Genomic DNA, 18,947 nt, shown 5'->3' on the forward strand with positions numbered 1-18,947 from the left:
TACTTTTACAATAGAATTAAACTTTAAAAACTTGATTTGTAAGATGAAGATATTTTTTTCATTACTCTTTATATTGTCTCCTTTTTTTAGTCTAGGACAATGGATTCAATTAGGTCAAGATATTGATGGGGAAAGTGCTCAAGATTATTCAGGTTTATCAGTAGCCATATCTTCAAATGGTGATGTTGTAGCTATCGGTGCTTATGGAAATGACGGTAATGGTAATGTTAGTGGGCATGTGCGTGTATATCAGTATTACGAAGACTCTTGGCAACAAATCGGAGAAGATATTGATGGTGAAGCTGCTGAAGATCAATCTGGCAGATCGGTAGCTTTATCTTCAAATGGTTTTGTATTAGCTATTGGAACAGGTTATAATGATGGGAATGGCAATGAAAGTGGTCACGTAAGAGTTTATGAATATAATAATGGTGGATGGCAACAAATAGGTCAAGATATTGACGGTGAGGCTCCAGAAGACTATTCTGGTGAATCTGTAAGTTTATCATCAGATGGAAATATTGTTGCTATAGGTGCTCCTTATAATGATGGTAATGGTATTATTAGTGGTCAGGTAAGAGTTTTTGAGAATCACGAAGGTTCTTGGCAACAAATAGGCCAAGACATAGATGGTGAATTGATTGGGGATACTTCTGGTAATTCGGTTAGTTTATCATCTAATGGAAGAATAATTGCAATTGGAGCTCGGTATAATGATGGTAATGGTGAAAACAGTGGTCACGTTCGAGTCTATGAATATGATAATGGTTTTTGGGAGCAAGTTGGTCAGGATATTAATGGTGAGTCAAGTGAAGATTTGTCAGGTACATCTTTGAGTTTGTCTTCTAATGGTAGAATAGTTGCAATTGGAGCTTATGCAAATGATGGTAATGGTAATGAAAGTGGTCATGTAAGAATTTTTGAGAACAATGAAGACGTTTGGGAACAAGTTGGTCAAGATATTGATGGTGAATCTAGTTTAGACCGTTCGGGGTACTCAATAAGTTTATCATCTGATGGAAGCATTATTGCAATTGGTGCTCCAACTAATTTTGGAAGTAGTGCTAGTTCAGGTCATGTAAGAGTATATGAAAATAATGATGGTTTTTGGCAACAAAAAGGTCAAGATATTGATGGAGAAGGGTTTCATGATCAATCAGGTAATTCTATAAGTTTATCATCTGATGGAAGTATAGTTGCCATTGGTGCTTGGATCAATAATGGAAGTGGAGATGCAAGCGGACATGTTCGAGTTTATCAGTATTCAACTTTAAGCATTGAAGATAATAATTTTGGTATTCATTTTAAAGTTTATCCTAACCCTGTTTCCGATAAAGCAATGATAGTGTTAGGTAGTAATTATGACCAAGTCAATATTCAAACTTTTGATACTTTTAGCAAACAAATTAGTGTTTCAAATTATGAAAACGTTGATGAAATAGCTTTAGATATTAAAAACTTAAAAACTGGAGTTTATTTTGTAAAAGTTACATCAAAAATGAAACATGCTACAATAAAATTAATAAAGAAATAAATAACTATGAAATTATTAGGAATCAGCTCTAGAATAAATCATCCAAAATATGGTAAAGGTGTTGTGACCAATGTAAGCTCCAATCAGTATTGGGTGACTTTTATTGAAGGTGGCTTGGAGACCATTGATATAGACTCGGAATTTGAAGTGATAGAAGCTGCCCAAGACGATGTGGACACCGTTAGTTTCTTTGATGTAGAAAGTAGTTTGGTAGAGATTTTAAAAAAATACAGTGATATTAGTGAAGTGGTTCACATTGCGGACAAATGGAAAGGCGGGAAGTTGATTTTGGAACCTGGCGATACCGCATTGCAGAGCAAAGAAGTTCCTATCGATAGTTTTTTTCATAAGATAACTATGGTGCGTGATCGCTTACGTGTCATGGAGCAGAAAATAAATTCAAGCACGAATTTAGATGAGCAGGAAAAGATTGATTTACAACAATATATCACCCGTAGCTATGGTAGTTTGACCACCTTTAATGTGTTGTTTAAATTGAAGGATCAGCAATTTGTAGGGCAGAAGTCATCCTAATCTATGGGGTTCCTTTGATATCCTGTAGTTGTATGCCGAAAAATAAAAACTCATGAAATGTGGGTAACTGGGCACCACTTTCCGTGGTAGTCCAATCGGTCCATGAGGCTTCCAGCCCACCAATGGGTAAATCATCAACCCACATTTTGAATTTGGTGGGTTTATAATTCTCATCTAATATCCACAAAAACGATTCATCAGGATTGTTACTATCGGGTGCGTAAGTTACGAGCAGAGCTTCTTGATCATTTTCAAGAGTAACAACTTTTCTGGAGACATCAGAATCCATGACCTCATAAGGAGCCACTAACCAAAAGGAATCATTATTAAAATAGTCCATGGCTTTTTTTATCAGGTTTTGTGATTCCTCGTTATCCATTTCTTGATTATCAATATATACCTTGGAGCCAGTTGGATTATCTAATTTTAGGTTTACTTGAATATTTTTCCAAAAAACCGAACATGTACCTTGATCTTTTTTCCATTTATAATGCCGTTTACTTTTAAAAGTCCATTCAATGTAGGCGGTGTTTTTATAGGCTTCATAACCTAATGAATTTAGCATCGATAAGGCTAAAGCATTTGCTTGTTCGCCCGTTTCGCCTTGAGGTAAATCTTCATGATAATTGAAATAAACAAAACCGAAAAATAAGAGACTGGGCAATGTTAGAAAAATCAACAAACCAATAATGATTTTAAATGTTCTTTTTAGGGCCATATTAAAGATTTTTCAGTTGATGTTGAATACCTGAAGCTAGTTTCTTGGCTGCGTCAGGATAGCGCCTAAACCATAGTTCTGGTTCTATCAGTTCCAACTCTGAAAGCGCTGTGTTTCCATCGTTATCGGTAAATATATCAACTCTGGCGTAAATGGGCAATTGTGGACACGCTTTTATAGTATTTTCGGCAAATAATATTTCATCATTTGTTGGTTCATAGGTGTGAACAGATCCACCAAAATCATCCTGAACCCGAAAATCTCCTGCTTTTGCTTTTTTTAGGACAGCATGGGTAAACTGACCATTAAAAACCATCATAGATACTTCTCCTTGGGTCACGATATGGTGTTGAAACGGCTGTAGCATCATCGGTTCTTCAGAAATTAATTCTGAATAAATGTTTTCATAGTTATTCAAATGATCCATATTTAATTTATAAGTATGTCTGGCCGCTCCAGATATACAAGGCTTTAATACGGTTTCTTGCCATCCCAGGCTTTTATGAATATCAATAAGTGACATATGACTTCCTTTCTCAATAAAATGAGTTTCAGCGATATGAACACCATGTTTTTTAAGATCCAAGAGATAGTGTTTGTCAATATTCCACCTAATAAGTTTTTCTGAATTGAAAAGCGTCGTAACCCTAGAAATTTTTTCTAACCATTTTGAAAATTCTGTAAACCTATCAAAATAGTCCCAGGTAGTTCTAAAAAGTACGGCTGTCGTACTGCTCCAATCAAATGTGGCATCATCCCAAGCTAATCGAAGGGTATTCAATCCGAGTTTATTTAAAGCTTCCTGTATCAGAAAATCTTCGTAGTACACGTTATGTTTATAGTTATCGCTTTTTGAATCATTCAGATAACGCCTGTCTGTTAAAATTACAATATCATAGGTCATATTAGATTTCTAATTGCTTCTCGTTTACTTAATGGCTTTAAGGTGTTAGTTTCAACAAAATTTAATACAGCATCGGGATTTGTTTTACCGTACTCCCTTAAGGCCCAACCAATAGCTTTTTGAATAAAAAACTCCTTGGAGTTTTTGTGAATTAAACATTGTTTAAACAGTAATTGCTCATCCGTTTTTTCTTTATACCCTAATTGAAAGATGATTGTACTGCGATTTAGCCACAGATTCTCTGCTTCAGAAAACCGAGAAATAATTTCTGGTATTTCCTCCGAATAGATTTGCAGGTACCTTCCAAGTATGTTCTTGGCAATAAAATCGACTGAATCCCACCATGAATTGAGAGTAATCAGATTTTCAATGAGATGAATGTCCCTCTTTTCATAGGACTTCCTAAATTGTTTTTCAAATATTTCTATGGCTACCATGTGGAGTTCACGATATGGTAAATCGTATAGGTCAAACACAAGACTTCTAAACGTATCTCTAATTTCAAGGTTGTATTTGTCTAACAAAGGTTTTGTGAGTTCTCGTCTTAACGGTGTTTTAATTCCATAGAATTTGGACTGATTCAACATATAAGCTGACATTTGTTCAGAAAATGTTCTGTTAGCATGCATTTGAAACGATTCTTGAATATCTGTAATGAATCCCATAATTAAAAACCGACTGCTGTATCGTCACCTCTTTTATCGGCTCCACCTTCTAAATGGCCATTTTTTAAAACTAAAATACCAACCATATTCCCAAGACTAGGATTATCATAATCTGTAACTTGGTAACCCAAACCTTCAATCTCACGTTTAAAAGTATTTGAAAATTTTTTTTCTTCAAATTGAACAACATCTGGTAACCATTGATGGTGAAATCGTGGTGCATCTACAGCGTCCTGCATGCTCATGTCAAATTCATGCACATTCAAAATTGTTTGCAGAACAGAAGTAATTATGGTTGAACCACCTCTCGTTCCAAGTACCATATAAAGCATGCCATTTTTTTCTACAATCGTAGGTGTCATGCTACTTAACATACGTTTTTCTGGAGCTATGCTGTTGGCTTCAGCTCCAACAAGACCAAACATATTGGGCTCTCCAGGTTTAGAACTAAAATCGTCCATTTCATTATTTAGAAAAAAACCTAACTCGCTGCAATACAACTTGCTACCATAAGCGCCATTTATAGTTGTAGTAACAGAAACAGCATTTCCAAAAGAATCTATAATTGAAAAATGAGTAGTTTCATTGCTTTCTGAAAATTCTATGCTACCATGAGATATATCTGTTGAAGGTGTTGGTTTAGTAAAGGTAAATGTATCCATGCGATTTTGTAAATATAAACTATCGGTGATTTTATCTAATGGGATATCAACAAAATCAGGATCACCTAAATAATAACTGCGGTCTGCAAACGCTCTACGCTCGGCTTCAACAATAACTTGTAGAGTTTTTTTTGAATTGTGCCCATATTCATGAATATCATAGGGTTCAATCATTTTCATAATTTGGGCTAAACAAACCCCACCGCTTGATGGCGGAGACATAGAAATGATTTTTAAGCTATCGTATTTAAAAACAATTGGTTTTCGCCAGACAGGTTTATATTTTTTAAGATCTTCCATAGTAAAGGAACCACCATTCTCATTAATGAAATCAACTAATTTTTTAGCTGTTTCTCCTTCATAAAATTCAGTAGAGCCATTTATTTTTATACGTTCAAGAGTGGAGGCTAATGCAGAGTAGTAAATGGTATCTCCAGTCTTCCAAATTTTATCAAATATTATGGAATCCTTATTCACTTCGCGAAAGAGAGGCTGATATTTTTTTATGCGTTGTTCTTGTTTTTTGGTAACCACAACACCTCTCTTGGCTAAATCTATAGCTGGCTGAATAATGTCTTCTATAGGTAACGTTCCAAAGCGCTGATGTGTTTCAAAAATCCCAGCAATACTTCCAGGGACACCTACTGCCAATGCACCTAAAGTGCTTTTATTTGGAACAACGTTGCCCTTTTCATCTAAATACATATTTTTTGATGCGGCTAATGGTGCTTTTTCTCGATAGTCTAATGCTCCAATTTCACCTGAATTTAGACGATATACCATGAAACCACCACCACCAATATTACCAGCATAGGGAAATGCAACGGCTAAAGCTAATTCTGTTGCCGCCAAAGCATCAAAAGCATTACCGCCTTTTTTTAAGATGTCAGATCCAATTTGGGATGCTTCTTCGCGAGCGGAAACAACCATAGCTTGTTGGGTAATCAATCCATGAGTTTTGGTATGGGTTGAAGGTGAATGATCTTTGCAGGCTATTAACGTTGCCAAAAGACAGAAAAAAATTAAATATTTTTTCATGGATTGGTCTTCAATTTTTGGGTTATCTCGGCTAATTTATTTTTTGAAAAGGTTATCAATTCCTCAAAGAAAGTTGAGAATTCTTCTTCAAATTCTGAATAGTAGGTAATGAGTTCAGTTGTAGCCATATTCATTTTCGATTTGTTTTTTGTGCGTCTATTCATACCATTCAATACTTGCTGAATACCATCAATGTTGGCATAGTTCAACAACCAATTTTCCGAAATCATAAAGGGCATCATTTTTTGTATTCTTGCAGGAAGTATATCAAAGTGCTTTTCCAAAGAGCAATAAAAATTCTCAACATAGCTGTCTAATGCAGTTTCAGAATACACTTTCCAGTTTTTGGCCAGAAAATGATCGTAAAGAATATCAACAATCACACCACTGTAATGGCTATAGTTTTTGTGCAACCGTTTGGTGCTTTGTCTCACAATGGGATGCGAATCCGTAAAGGTGTCAATTTCCCGATGTAATAAGATACCTATTTGCAGATCAACAGGGTAGTTTTTATACTTTTTACCGCGAATACCATCCGCCATGAAATTCCCAATGGTAACCAGCTCATTATTGCCAGAAAGATAAATATGCGCAAGAAAATTCATTATTCGAATTTACGAATTCGTATCATAGAAAACATACAGAAAACTTATATTTGTTCAAATTTAAAAAATCGTATGACGCTTATAAAATCAATTTCAGGAATTAGAGGGACCATTGGAGGTCAGGTAGGAGATAATTTAACACCTATTGATGCTGTAAAGTTTGCTTCTGCTTATGGGGTGTGGCTTAAACAGCAACGCAATAAGGAGAACTATCGTGTGGTTGTTGGCAGAGATGCCCGCATATCTGGCGAAATGATACAAAATTTGGTAATGAACACCTTGGTCGGTCTTGGAATTCATGTTATTGATTTAGGATTGTCAACCACTCCTACTGTTGAAGTGGCTGTGCCTATGGAGCATGCTGATGGTGGTATCATTCTGACAGCCAGTCATAATCCCAAACAATGGAATGCCCTAAAGTTATTGAATAGTGAAGGTGAATTTTTGGATGGTGTTGAAGGGTCTAAAATTTTAGAAATTGCCGAACAGGAAAATATGACGTTTTCCGATGTGGATAGTTTAGGAAAGATTACCAAAAATCAGGCTTATATTGATATGCACATTGATGAGGTCTTAAAAATGCCTTTGGTTAATAAAAAAGCCATAGAGCATGCTAATTTTAAAGTGGTTGTTGATGGTGTCAATTCTACGGGCGGAATCGCTATTCCGCTATTATTAGACCGTTTGGGAGTGCACACCGTTAAATTGTATTGCGAACCTAATGGTCATTTTCCTCATAACCCAGAGCCCCTGAAGGAGCATTTGTCAGATTTATCACAAATGGTTGTCAAGGAGCGTGCTGATTTAGGGATTGTGGTAGACCCTGATGTTCGATAGACTGGCATTCATGGATGAAAAGGGTGAGATGTTTGGTGAGGAATATACCTTGGTGGCCTGTGCAGACTATGTGTTGAGTAAAACACCAGGGAATACAGTGAGTAATATGAGCTCTACAAGAGCTTTACGCGATGTAACCGAAAAACACGGAGGGTCGTATCAAGCCAGTGCTGTTGGAGAGGTGAATGTAGTGGCTTTAATGAAGCAGAATCATGCCATTATTGGTGGAGAAGGAAATGGTGGTATTATTTATCCAGAACTACATTATGGGCGTGACGCTTTAGTTGGAGTAGCCTTATTTTTAAGTTTACTGGCTGAAAAGAAAATGACTACCAGTGAACTTCGCGCAACATACCCCAATTACTTTATGAGTAAAAAGAAGATTGAGTTAACGCCGAGTTTGGATGTAGATGCACTACTTAAAACCATGAAGGCCAAATACGCTCATGAGAACCTAACCACCATAGATGGTGTTAAAATTGATTTTTCTGATAGTTGGGTGCATTTAAGAAAAAGTAATACCGAACCCATTATCAGAGTCTATACGGAAGCACCATCGCAGCATGAAGCAGATAGTTTAGCAGATAAAATCATATCTGAAATTAAAGCAGTGGCTAATATTTAGTATTTTTGTAGCGTTCAAATTCGTCAGTATGTCCTTAACAATACCAAATACCAAGCAGTCGATAGATTTAGAGGCTTATTTCAATGACTTTCGAAATAATATTATTGGAATAGACCAAGAGTTTGAATCGCCTTTTGGAAAGAAAAAAATCGTTTACACAGACTGGACAGCTTCAGGGAGATTATATAGGCCTATTGAAGAAAAACTTTGTAATGAATTTGGACCTTTCGTGGCCAATACGCATACAGAAACAACGGTTTCTGGAACCGCAATGACGAAAGCTTATCACGAAGCTAAACATATCATAAAATCCCACGTCAACTGCAATGAAGATGATGTATTAATTGTTTCTGGTAACGGAATGACTGGTGTCGTCAACAAATTCCAAAGAATTTTAGGTTTAAAAGTCCCTGAAAACCTTAAAAAATTTACAGAAATACCAGCAGAGTTGTGTCCTGTTGTTTTTGTTTCTCATATGGAGCATCACTCAAACCAAACAACATGGTTAGAAACCATTGCAAAAGTAGAGGTCATTCCACCGGGTGAAGATGGTTTATTCAGTCTTGATAATTTAGAGAAATTGCTGGTTGAATATAAGGACCGTACTATAAAAATAGCTTCCATTGTTCATGGTTCCAATGTAACAGGTATTCAAAATCCTGTACATGAGGTTGCTGAATTAATGCACAATCATGGTGGCGTATGTTTCGTTGATTATGCTTGCTCGGCTCCCTATGTCAATATCAATATGCACCCAAAAAATGAAAAACAGGCTTTGGATGCCATTTTCTTTTCACCTCATAAGTTTTTAGGTGGTCCTGGGTCATCTGGTGTACTTATTTTCAACAAGAAATTGTACAAAAACATGATTCCCGATTGTCCCGGAGGCGGAACTGTAAGTTGGACCAATCCTTGGGGTGAGCATAAGTATATTGATAATATTGAGGATCGTGAGGATGGTGGGACACCAGGTTTTTTACAAACGATCAGAACAGCTCTGGCCATCAAACTTAAAGAGCAAATGGGTGTCAAAAACATGTTGGATCGTGAACACCAAATCATAGACTATATTTTCAATAAACTAAAACCTATTGAAAACATTAATATTTTGGCTGGGCAACACCAAGACCGTTTGGGCGTTATTTCTTTTTATATTGACGATTTGCATTATAATTTAGGGGTCAAACTTTTGAACGACCGATTCGGCATTCAAACCAGGGGAGGTTGTAGTTGTGCCGGAACTTATGGGCACTATTTATTGCATGTGGACTATGAAACGTCACACGAATTGACACAAGAAATTTCATTGGGCGAATTAACCCGAAAGCCGGGTTGGATACGGCTATCCATACATCCTACAACTACCGATGCTGAAGTTGAAAAGGTATGCGAGAGCATTATTGAATTAGCTCAAAACCATCAGGAATGGGCAAAGGAATATGATTATGATAGGTGTTCCAATGAATTCAATCATCGATCTTTAGTAAATACAACTGAAGAAGACCAGACCTTGAAAAACTGGTTTAAGCTCTAGTTAGGCTTTTTACCCCGATGTTTCCAGCGTTTATGAGTCCAGAGATAATATTCTGGAGCTTTACGGATTTGTTTTTCTAATTCCCGTGTAAATTTATCCGTTATTTCATAATCAGGATATTCTCTGGCGTTTTCTGCTAGTGTGATGAATTCAGCTTCGTAATAACCGCGTTTTACTTTTTCAATTTTTAAATATGCTACCGACAAATCCAGTTCTTTGGCTGTTTTTTCAGCACCTGTAAAACAAGGTACTTCAATACCCATAAATTTAGTCCAGTAATATTTTTTAAAGTTTTTAGGGGATTGATCACTTAAAAAAGCTATCACAGATTTTATATTTTGCTTTTCATAATCTGTTATCTTAACAATGGCTTTTTTAGTATCGATGAGCTCGGTATTATAACGCGATCGTATTTTGCGAACCAGATTGTCAAAATATTTATTTGCAATGGTTTTATAAATGCCAATCCCTTTCATTGAAATATGATTCTCAACCACAAAAGACCATTCGTAGCTGGCATAATGACCGTACATAACTACAATACTTTTATTTAGAGCCTCAAGTTGTTGAAGTCGTTCGGGATTCTTGATTATGAAACGCTTGTTTAACTGTTTTCGTGATATGGTCAATGTTTTGATCATTTCTAAAAACATATCACACATGTGGTGATAAAACTTTTTGGAAATGGTTTTAAGTTCGTGGTCGGACTTTTCTGGAAATACCAGTTTCAGGTTTTCCTTTACCGTTTTTCGACGATATCCAATGATGTAAAAAAGCAGGATGTAAACAAAATCCGAAAACAAGTATAATAACCTAAACGGCAATAGCGATATCAGCCACAAAAAAGGATAAATTAGAATGTAAGCAAGAAATTGCATGAATAAGTTATAGATTTGCACTGACAAATATAGACTATATTCTATTTAAACATTTACTATTTATGGGCAATTTAAGTTTGATTACCATCATTATTATAGCAGCTAATGTCATTATTTCATTTAAGGCTTTTGGTGATTATGGTTTCTTTGAAAAGTATAAGTTTAATGTTGGTGCGGTCAGGAGAGGTGAGCAGGTCCGTATGTTTAGTTCAGGGTTTCTACATGTGGACAATGCGCACTTATTTTTTAACATGTTCACCTTGTATTTCTTTGCCGATGTGGTTATTGATTATCTAGGTAGTTTTAAATTTTTAATTATTTATTTAGGCAGTTTACTGTTGGGAAATTTATTATCGCTCTATTTTCACAAGGATGAATACCATTACAGTGCTGTTGGTGCCAGTGGTGCAGTTACAGGCATTATATACTCGGCTATTTTATTACAACCAGATATGAGCTTGTATATGTTTTTTATTCCTATACCGATACCAGCCTATATTTTTGGAGTTGGCTATTTATTGTATTCAATTTATGGCATGAAAAACCGAATTGGTAATATAGGCCATGATGCCCATTTTGGAGGGGCGTTAGGTGGATATATTATCACACTGATATTGGCTTCCTGGTTATTTGAAACCCATTTGTTTATGATAGGTCTATTGGCATTGCCCATCGTTCTGCTATTTCTATTAAAGAAGATGGGAAAAATATAAACTATAGCAACTTAATCCAATAATTCTGAAATCTTCTGTTCCAAGGCAGGTCCTCGCAAGTTTTTAGCTAGAATTTTGCCCTCACTGTCCAAAATAAACGTTGCAGGTATTGAATTGATATTGTATTGCTTGGCCACAGGATCGTTAAAGTAATTCAAGTTGGAAACGTGATGCCAATTTAAACTATCGTTTGCAATAGCATTCAACCAGGCTTCTTTGGGATTATTTTGTCTGTCACTACCATCTAACGATACGCCTATTATTTCTAATCCTTTACCATGGTATTTATTGTAAACTTTGACCACATTAGGATTTTCCCTTCTACATGGACCACACCATGATGCCCAAAAGTCCACTATGGTTACTTTTCCCATAATATCGTTTAATGCAATGATGTTACCATCCGGATCAGGCGCCGAAAATTTAGGGGCTACACTACCTATTTCAGTGGCTAGCGAGGCATCTATATTCCGTTTGATTTCTTTGGCCGCACGACTATCTTTTACTTCGGCAGTGAAATTATTATAGATTTCTTCAGCATTTTTTAAAGTTATGGATTTGGACCTCAAGTAGTCTTCCAGCATGATGGCACTAACAACGCTTCCGTTGTTTTTTGTTATTTTTTTAATGCCGTTATCTGTGTTGGCTTTAAGCAAGCTGTCATACTTTTTTCTGATATTTTGCATGGCGGCCATATCGTTTTTGGCCTGTGCTTCACGAAACTGGTTTCCAAAAAGAACACCTTGTTTACGTATGGGTTTGGACATATCAATAAAGGACTTGAAAATATCATTTTCTTTACTTCCGGAAACAATGGAACTTTGAATACTGTCCATATAGAGCGTGATGTCCAAAGATTCATTTTCGATAATTACTGGTAAGGGGTTCGTAAGACCTTCTACTGTCAATAAGTATATGTCTGGTTGATCAACTTTTCCTGTTAGGGTCAATCTACCATCATCAATTCTAGCAGAATCCAATAATATTGGATTGGACCTGTCAACACCTGTAAGCTTGGCCAGTTTACCATTAGCTGATTGCTCAATGTTGGCATTAATCACAAAACCATCGGGTTTACTTTCTTTTTTACAGGATATAAAACCAATTGCCAATACTAGAATTAAAAGTTTTTTGAACATGATATGCTTTTTTAGTTGTGCAAATATAATAGTTAAAGCCAAAATGGGATGTTAAGATTAACCTAATATCTAGCATGAATTTATGTGCCTACTATTTACTATTTTTGTGCCATGATACAAAATGATACCATAGTTGCTTTGGCGACAGCTTCTGGGGCAGGAGCTATAGCTGTTATTCGATTGTCTGGAAATGAGGCTATCAGTATGGTTTCAGATTGTTTTCAATCGGTTACCAGTAAGAAGCAATTATCACAACAAAAAACACATACCATTCATTTAGGACATATTGTAGATAGCCAAAAAACCATAGATGAGGTGTTGGTATCTATTTTTAAAAACCCACACTCATACACGGGTGAAGATGTGGTTGAAATCAGTTGTCATGGTTCACCATACATTCAGCAGGAAATTATTCAATTATTCTTGCGAAAAGGTTGTCGTATGGCTGATGCCGGCGAATTTACCTTACGGGCTTTCTTAAATGGAAAACTGGATTTAAGTCAGGCTGAAGCGGTTGCTGACCTCATTGCCAGTGATAATGAAGCTTCCCATCAAATAGCTATGCAACAAATGCGTGGTGGATTTTCTTCTGAGATAGCCAAACTTCGTGAGGAACTCTTGAATTTTGCTTCCCTGATTGAATTGGAATTGGATTTTGCTGAAGAAGATGTGGAGTTTGCAGACAGAACCCAATTTAAAGCCTTAATTGACCGAATTACTTTTGTTCTTAAGCGGTTGATAGATTCCTTTGCAGTTGGCAATGTCATTAAAAATGGCATTCCGGTTGCTATTGTTGGAGAACCCAATGTTGGAAAATCTACGCTTTTGAATGCCCTGTTAAATGAAGAACGGGCTATTGTTTCGGAAATTGCTGGAACGACACGAGATACCATAGAGGATGAGATTTCCATTGGTGGTATTGGATTTCGATTTATAGACACGGCAGGTATTCGAGAAACAAAAGATGTTGTGGAAAGTATTGGTATTAAAAAGACCTTTGAAAAAATAGAGCAATCGCAAGTCACCATTTATTTGTTTGATAGTTTTAAGGGTGTTTCCAATTTAAAGGCCATCAAATTGGAGATTGAAAAAATAAAAAACAAGTATCCTCAAAAGCCGCTGCTCATCATTGCCAATAAGATAGATAAACTGGATGATGTTCAGTTGGCAGAACTGCAAAACCAGATTGATGGTGTACAATTACTATCAGCAAAAACAGGATTTGGTGTGGAGCAACTCACTAACTCCCTCCTAAATTTAATTAACACAGGTGCACTTCGTAACAATGAAACCATAGTAACCAATACACGGCATTATGATGCGCTTCTTAAAGCCTTTGAAGAAATACAAAAAGTGAAGCATGGTCTGGAATCCGGATTATCTGGTGATTTGATGGCCATTGATATTCGCCAGGCTTTATACCACTTTGGTGAAATTACCGGTGAGATTACCAATGATGACCTGTTGGGTAATATTTTTGCCAATTTCTGCATCGGGAAGTAAGTAATGACTTATATTTGTGATACTATCAAATGATACTATCATAAATGAAACCGCCTTATCAGATTACCGATACCATTTTACAATTAGTCTTAGCCATTTCGGAACGTTTGGGGGAAATAAATGCTACCCACTTATATAAGCCACCAACAGAATTGCGAAAAAAGAACCGTATTATAACTATACAATCTTCATTGGAGATTGAGGGCAATACACTTACAGAAGAGCAGATTACAGCACTTTTAAACCATAAACGAGTTATTGCACCACAAAAAGATATTTTAGAGGTTCAGAACGCCATAAAAGTGTATGAGCAATTGCGAGCGTTTAATCCTAATAAGTTAAAGGATTTAGAAAAGGCACACGCAATCCTTATGAAAGGATTGATTGATGATGCTGGAAAACTGCGTACTAAAAATGTTGGTATTGTAAAAGGTTCAAAGGTTGAACACGTTGCGCCAAGTGGAAGTATGATAAAAGGTTTGATGAATGATTTATTTGATTATTTAAGAACTGATAAAGATATATTGCTAATTAAAAGTTGTGTGTTTCATTATGAATTTGAGTTTATACATCCGTTTTTAGATGGCAATGGGCGAATTGGCAGACTGTGGCAAACATTAATTTTGATGCAGAAATATCCTGTTTTTGAATATCTTCCAGTTGAAAGTCTAATAAAAAAAAACCAAGATGCTTATTATAAAGCATTGAGTATGTCGGATAAAATGGCAACTTCTACACCATTTGTAGAGTTTATGCTAAATATAATACTTCAAGCATTAGAAAACCTTTTTAGAACCCAAAACAGAACCCTTACAGTAGAAGATAGGATAGAACTTTACAAGGATATTATTGGAGATAGTAATTTTAGTCGCAAAGATTATTTGTTAAAGTATAAAGATATTAGTCAAGCAACAGCAAGTCGAGATTTGAAATGGGCTGTCGAGCAACAGATTTTAATAAAAACTGGAGATAAAAGGCTGACAAAATATAAGTTCAATTTAACCTAAAAAAATATGTAAAATCACTTATTTGTCTCTTAAATCCCATGAAATCTTATAAACAGTATATTCTCTTTTTTGTATTTGTAAATAAATGAAAAGATACTCTATAGTTATTCAACCAAGTAATTTAGTTATTGAAGAAGTAAAGCAGATGAAAGAATTGTTGGCTTCAAAAATTGGGTGGTATAACAGTAAAAATTCTTTAGCACATATTACAATAAATGAATTTGAACGAGACGAAATAGAATTAGATAATATAAAAAGTAAGTTAACAAAGATTACTACTTATTTAAAATCTCAAGAAGTTCAGTTTACCAGTTTTGATGTTTTCCCAAATGGCGCTTTCTTTTTGAAACCCAATGTGTATTCAAGGCATTATTTGAAACAAATTATGACTTCGATTCATCAAAAATTTTCTTATCCTACAAATATCAAAAGTTACGAACCCCATATGTCAATCGGTAGAAGAATTAAACCCGAAAACATTGAAATCACAAAAAGTTTATTTTCAAAAGATCCAAATATTAGCTTTACTTGCGATACAATTGCGTTACGTTGTTTTAATGTGGAACGAAAACAATTTGATGTCATTACTACTTTTCCATTTTTAGGAGAAGAATCACAAGATGCAATACAAGGGCGTCTTTTTTAATTACTTAACATTGTGGCTCAAAAAAAATCATGTGGGAAATTTCCAAATTGTTAATAACTGATAGGGTGTTAACAATTTTTTTTGTGGATATAATTGATAAATAATTTCAGCTTTCTCATCCAGTATATACTAATTTTAATTTCGAAAAACAAGAATATTAAATTGGTGTTTTATGGTATTTGACAAACGAGAGAATGCTTACTTTGAGTTTAAATTGCAGGAATGGATCAGGAATAATCCCAACAAGGATTTTTATGGAGAAGTGGTTAAACGTGTCATTGCAAAACGTGATTTAGTAGCGATAGAGAAAGATGCCATTTTCTTGAAGTCATTGGGTTTATACATGCCTAATAGTATCCTAAATATAATGACGGAAATAATGACGAATGTCAAGGCGTCAGGTGGTACTAAATATGCCATGTATAGGGCATCAGAAGATTATCTATACAAAACGGATTGGTTTGTTGCTTTGGACAATAGGGTTAAAATGTTAATACGATTTGATTTTAATAGGCATATCATCCATGAAGTCCATGATTTTTTCTGTAGACAAAAGTATAATTTAAGATAATTCTTTAGAGTAGGAAAGAGATAGCTAGGTAAGAGAGACGACCTAATACCTAGCTTTTTATAATATTATTAAATTCCCTTATAGGCTCTTATCTTTTAACAAATTTCTTGATGCCTTTTTTGGAATCAGTTTGTATTTCGATGATATACATACCTTGTTTTAAATCTGTAACATTGATATCTAAATTGTAATTGTTAGGCTGTATACTTTTAATGATTGTCCCCAGAGGACTATAAATTTGAATTTTCTGAATGTTATAATGTGAGTTAATCGTCAGGTTATTTGTGACAGGATTTGGGTAAATCATAAAATCATCAACTATCGTGTTTTCAGAGACGCTCAAATTAACAACCACAGCAGTCTCATAATTATTGGTTTCAATTGGGAAATTGTAATCAAAGTATATTTCAGCATTATTATTGAATATATCACCCTCAATTAAGGTCGGTAGGGTTTTTATTTTATAAATTACAAAGCCGTCGTTATTTGCATCATCAAAGGGTAAATTCACGCCTTCAAAAATAAATTCTATTTGATTATCAGTAATTTGGGTTACAAATTCATGGCTGCCATTTAAAACTTGAAAAGTAGATAGGTCAAATTTATTGGAATCAAGTACATTTTTTACTACGATGTTTTCAGCTGGAAATGTTCCAGTATTTTCAAAACGGATTCGGTAATGTACAAATTTACCAACATCACTTACTGGAATACTTTCACCTTCTAAACATAAAATGTCATTGGGGTCAAAGGAACCAACTACCGTTTGGTTTAACACAAAAATATTGTCATCAGGATTGATATCTCCAACTATGGGGTTGACTGTGGCTGTATAAGTTAATACATCATCTATATTTACCGGGAAGTTGGCATCTGTTGGTGGGTTAATGTTAAATGTTACAATGGTTGAAAAGGATTGGAACGGAGCTAAATCAGTAAAACTCCACGTGAAACTATCGGTATTTGATAAATCAAAAGGAATATCCGAGTTTAAAAACTCCATAAAGTCGGAAGGATACTGTAAAGTTACATCGCCATCCATAACTTGATTTCCGACATTATTTACTAAAAGTTCATAATCAGCATCAAAACCAGGTCTGGCAGGTGTAAGTGGAGTCAAAATAACCTGTAGATCATTGGCAACTGAATTGGGAATAAAACAGATATCTTGCTCATAAGGGTCACTGTCTCCTGGGAACGTCACTGAAAAACTACTGGGCGTGACGTCAAAAAGAGCAGGGTCAGGTGAAATGGGTGTTATGGTATACGTGCCTGCTTGTACCGGTAAATAGTAAAATCCTGTATTATTGGCTACACCTGATGCCGTTACTGTACCATCATCAATAGTGTAACTCATAAAGGGAACAATAGGATCTGTTTCAGAACATCCATCAACATTATAATCGAATCGGGATTGGCCTAATATTTCATAAATTTTTCCGCCTGGCGTAAATGAGCAATACGTATTCACATTAACATTACCATAACCATTATTAGCTAACCAATTTTGAACATCGACCATCTGCTCGGCATCTGCACATACATATTGAAGATTTGGCAAATTATTGATATTCATATTGAATAGAGATTCAAGACTTCCATTTTTAATTAGAAGATTTTGCAAGTTGGGGTTGTCGTTGAATGAACCCCAATTTAAATTGATACAGTTGTTTAAGTCTATTTCGGTAAATAGGTTATTGGCCAATTGAATTTGAACAATATTATTTTCTGGAGCCAAAATTAAATTTTCTAGAACATTATTTCTGGCTTCAACAATAGTCGTGTTAGGTGCATTTGATAAATCCAAGGTCGTTAGTTGATTGTTATTAATAACCAACGTGAAAAAAAGTGGACAATTTTGAATATCCAAAAAACTTATCAAATTGCTATCAGCACTAATGGATTGCAAAACAGGAAGGTCATGCACGATTAATGATGTTATTTCATTAGATGCTATATTTAAATTACCCAAACTAGTAGCACCAGTCACGTCAATACTTGCTATGGCATTATTTTCAGCAAACATGGTTGATAGGTTTGATAGTCCGCTTAAGTCTAAACTGGTAAGAGCACCATATTGACAATTTAGATCTTCCAAAGCGGCACATCCACTTACATTTAAAGAAGTCATAGTGTCATTACTGCTACAGCTTAAATCTGTCAGGTTGCTTAAATTGCTTACATCCAAACTTCCAAGGTTATCGCAATAGTCAATATTTAAAAGTGTCAATGCGCTCAAACTACTGACATCAATAGATGTAAATGGATTGCCAAAGGCCCAAAATATCTGTAAATTTGATAATCCTGTTAAGTTCGTTGAGGTTAGACTATTGTTGCTAAAATCTAGATATTCCAAATTGGAGTAAGCTGTACCATCAAAGGTTGTAATATTGTTTAGGTTAATTTCTAATCTGGTAAGGTTGCTGAAATTTTCCAAACCTGTGAGATCCGTAATACTACTAGAACTAATATCCAATTCAAATATAAGTTGCGCTTCATTAATATCAATTTCATTATCTGAATTGGTGTCAATGGATACATAATTTCCATTACTATCTTTAGCTATGTAAGTTGTTGGACTGGCTTCCAATAGTTTGTTTTTTAGTGTCGCATCTGTAAATGAGATAATTTGGGACTGAATAAAAAAGGGAATAAGGAAAAACGAAATAATGTAAAGCTTTTTCATGATCAAATGATGATTAGTTAAACACAGTTTGTTTAATGGTAATAATCTGAAAAAGACTTGGGGGTATTTCTTTTAAAGATAATGCGGTATATCTTCATAAAGAAAACAGTTATTCTGCCATTATATGTATATAACAATCGACTGCTTT

At 35.1% G+C, this 18,947-nt stretch carries 16 protein-coding genes and 1 pseudogene; 9 read left to right on the top strand and 8 right to left on the bottom strand.

The features are described from left to right. Positions 1-43 precede the first annotated feature (43 nt). Positions 44-1,534 (top strand): T9SS type A sorting domain-containing protein, encoded by a 1,491-nt coding sequence (locus tag ACKXGU_RS13940; protein ID WP_463465875.1) that lies wholly within the window; start codon positions 44-46, stop codon positions 1,532-1,534. A 6-nt stretch (positions 1,535-1,540) separates the two neighbouring features. Beyond that, positions 1,541-2,068 (top strand): hypothetical protein, encoded by a 528-nt coding sequence (locus ACKXGU_RS13945; RefSeq protein WP_463465876.1) that lies wholly within the window; start codon positions 1,541-1,543, stop codon positions 2,066-2,068. 1 nt (position 2,069) lies between these two features. On the opposite strand, the gene ACKXGU_RS13950 is transcribed toward ACKXGU_RS13945, so the two are convergent. Genes ACKXGU_RS13950 through ACKXGU_RS13970 form a run of 5 tightly spaced genes read right to left on the bottom strand, consistent with a single transcriptional unit; the run spans position 2,070 to position 6,660 of the window. Then, positions 2,070-2,786 carry a hypothetical protein gene (locus tag ACKXGU_RS13950; protein WP_463465877.1) on the bottom strand — a complete coding sequence of 239 codons (717 nt, stop codon included), beginning with the start codon at positions 2,784-2,786 and terminating at the stop codon, positions 2,070-2,072. A gap of 1 nt (position 2,787) precedes the next feature. Beyond that, positions 2,788-3,690, bottom strand: coding sequence for an ATP-grasp domain-containing protein (locus tag ACKXGU_RS13955; RefSeq protein WP_463465878.1), 903 nt, complete (start codon positions 3,688-3,690; stop codon positions 2,788-2,790). After that, entirely contained in the window at positions 3,687-4,355 is a 669-nt protein-coding gene (locus ACKXGU_RS13960) for a DNA alkylation repair protein (protein ID WP_463465879.1), read from the bottom strand. Before ACKXGU_RS13960 ends, ACKXGU_RS13955 begins: the two co-directional genes overlap by 4 nt. A 2-nt stretch (positions 4,356-4,357) precedes the next feature. After that, the gene (ggt, locus tag ACKXGU_RS13965; protein WP_463465880.1) at positions 4,358-6,055 is read right to left on the bottom strand and encodes a gamma-glutamyltransferase; all 1,698 of its coding nucleotides are present in this window, start codon (positions 6,053-6,055) and stop codon (positions 4,358-4,360) included. Further along, entirely contained in the window at positions 6,052-6,660 is a 609-nt protein-coding gene (locus ACKXGU_RS13970) for an acyl carrier protein phosphodiesterase (protein ID WP_463465881.1), read from the bottom strand. The genes ggt and ACKXGU_RS13970 overlap by 4 nt, the downstream gene beginning before the upstream one ends. A 72-nt stretch (positions 6,661-6,732) precedes the next feature. Here ACKXGU_RS13970 and glmM point away from each other — a divergent pair. Together glmM and ACKXGU_RS13980 are read left to right on the top strand one after the other, a co-directional pair. Further along, positions 6,733-8,122 (top strand): annotated as a pseudogene (glmM, locus tag ACKXGU_RS13975) (phosphoglucosamine mutase). Between the two features lie 28 nt (positions 8,123-8,150). Beyond that, entirely contained in the window at positions 8,151-9,656 is a 1,506-nt protein-coding gene (locus tag ACKXGU_RS13980; protein WP_463465882.1) for an aminotransferase class V-fold PLP-dependent enzyme, read from the top strand. Here the strand turns inward: ACKXGU_RS13980 and ACKXGU_RS13985 are convergent. Beyond that, positions 9,653-10,534: a lysophospholipid acyltransferase family protein gene (locus ACKXGU_RS13985; protein WP_463465883.1), complete on the bottom strand. Its 882-nt coding sequence runs from the start codon at positions 10,532-10,534 to the stop codon at positions 9,653-9,655. The two genes, ACKXGU_RS13980 and ACKXGU_RS13985, sit on opposite strands and share 4 nt — an antisense overlap. A 62-nt stretch (positions 10,535-10,596) precedes the next feature. Between ACKXGU_RS13985 and ACKXGU_RS13990 the strand changes: the two genes are divergently transcribed. Further along, positions 10,597-11,247, top strand: a complete 651-nt coding sequence (locus ACKXGU_RS13990) for a rhomboid family intramembrane serine protease (protein ID WP_463465884.1) — start codon at positions 10,597-10,599, stop codon at positions 11,245-11,247. An 11-nt stretch (positions 11,248-11,258) separates the two neighbouring features. Here ACKXGU_RS13990 and ACKXGU_RS13995 read toward each other — a convergent pair whose 3' ends face one another. Beyond that, the gene (locus ACKXGU_RS13995; protein WP_463465885.1) at positions 11,259-12,386 is read right to left on the bottom strand and encodes a redoxin domain-containing protein; all 1,128 of its coding nucleotides are present in this window, start codon (positions 12,384-12,386) and stop codon (positions 11,259-11,261) included. Positions 12,387-12,497: 111 nt separating this feature from the next. Here ACKXGU_RS13995 and mnmE point away from each other — a divergent pair, with 111 nt between their 5' ends. The 4 genes from mnmE to ACKXGU_RS14015 all read left to right on the top strand — a co-directional run bounded on the left by mnmE (position 12,498) and on the right by ACKXGU_RS14015 (position 16,113). Beyond that, positions 12,498-13,889, top strand: coding sequence for a tRNA uridine-5-carboxymethylaminomethyl(34) synthesis GTPase MnmE (mnmE, locus tag ACKXGU_RS14000; protein ID WP_463465886.1), 1,392 nt, complete (start codon positions 12,498-12,500; stop codon positions 13,887-13,889). A 44-nt stretch (positions 13,890-13,933) separates the two neighbouring features. Next, a complete protein-coding gene (locus tag ACKXGU_RS14005) occupies positions 13,934-14,896 on the top strand; it encodes a Fic family protein (RefSeq protein ID WP_463465887.1) in 963 nt (320 codons plus the stop codon). Between the two features lie 85 nt (positions 14,897-14,981). Continuing rightward, on the top strand, positions 14,982-15,542 hold the full coding sequence (locus ACKXGU_RS14010; RefSeq protein WP_463465888.1) for a 2'-5' RNA ligase family protein: 561 nt from the start codon (positions 14,982-14,984) through the stop codon (positions 15,540-15,542). A gap of 172 nt (positions 15,543-15,714) precedes the next feature. Further along, positions 15,715-16,113 carry a hypothetical protein gene (locus ACKXGU_RS14015; RefSeq protein WP_463465889.1) on the top strand — a complete coding sequence of 133 codons (399 nt, stop codon included), beginning with the start codon at positions 15,715-15,717 and terminating at the stop codon, positions 16,111-16,113. 88 nt (positions 16,114-16,201) lie between these two features. On the opposite strand, the gene ACKXGU_RS14020 is transcribed toward ACKXGU_RS14015, so the two are convergent. Then, positions 16,202-18,799, bottom strand: coding sequence for a DUF7619 domain-containing protein (locus ACKXGU_RS14020; RefSeq protein ID WP_463465890.1), 2,598 nt, complete (start codon positions 18,797-18,799; stop codon positions 16,202-16,204). Positions 18,800-18,947 lie beyond the last annotated feature (148 nt).

This window comes from Hanstruepera sp. CR43 (assembly GCF_055227665.1).

Coding starts and splice junctions, on each gene's coding strand:
- ACKXGU_RS13955 (WP_463465878.1), bottom strand. CDS start 3,690: ATGACCTATGATATTGTAATTTTAACAGACAGGCGTTATCTGAATGAT.
- ACKXGU_RS13990 (WP_463465884.1), top strand. CDS start 10,597: ATGGGCAATTTAAGTTTGATTACCATCATTATTATAGCAGCTAATGTC.
- ACKXGU_RS13940 (WP_463465875.1), top strand. CDS start 44: ATGAAGATATTTTTTTCATTACTCTTTATATTGTCTCCTTTTTTTAGT.
- ACKXGU_RS13980 (WP_463465882.1), top strand. CDS start 8,151: ATGTCCTTAACAATACCAAATACCAAGCAGTCGATAGATTTAGAGGCT.
- ACKXGU_RS13960 (WP_463465879.1), bottom strand. CDS start 4,355: ATGGGATTCATTACAGATATTCAAGAATCGTTTCAAATGCATGCTAAC.
- ACKXGU_RS14010 (WP_463465888.1), top strand. CDS start 14,982: ATGAAAAGATACTCTATAGTTATTCAACCAAGTAATTTAGTTATTGAA.
- ggt (WP_463465880.1), bottom strand. CDS start 6,055: ATGAAAAAATATTTAATTTTTTTCTGTCTTTTGGCAACGTTAATAGCC.
- ACKXGU_RS13995 (WP_463465885.1), bottom strand. CDS start 12,386: ATGTTCAAAAAACTTTTAATTCTAGTATTGGCAATTGGTTTTATATCC.
- mnmE (WP_463465886.1), top strand. CDS start 12,498: ATGATACAAAATGATACCATAGTTGCTTTGGCGACAGCTTCTGGGGCA.
- ACKXGU_RS13950 (WP_463465877.1), bottom strand. CDS start 2,786: ATGGCCCTAAAAAGAACATTTAAAATCATTATTGGTTTGTTGATTTTT.
- ACKXGU_RS14015 (WP_463465889.1), top strand. CDS start 15,715: ATGGTATTTGACAAACGAGAGAATGCTTACTTTGAGTTTAAATTGCAG.
- ACKXGU_RS14020 (WP_463465890.1), bottom strand. CDS start 18,799: ATGAAAAAGCTTTACATTATTTCGTTTTTCCTTATTCCCTTTTTTATT.
- ACKXGU_RS13970 (WP_463465881.1), bottom strand. CDS start 6,660: ATGAATTTTCTTGCGCATATTTATCTTTCTGGCAATAATGAGCTGGTT.
- ACKXGU_RS13985 (WP_463465883.1), bottom strand. CDS start 10,534: ATGCAATTTCTTGCTTACATTCTAATTTATCCTTTTTTGTGGCTGATA.
- ACKXGU_RS14005 (WP_463465887.1), top strand. CDS start 13,934: ATGAAACCGCCTTATCAGATTACCGATACCATTTTACAATTAGTCTTA.
- ACKXGU_RS13945 (WP_463465876.1), top strand. CDS start 1,541: ATGAAATTATTAGGAATCAGCTCTAGAATAAATCATCCAAAATATGGT.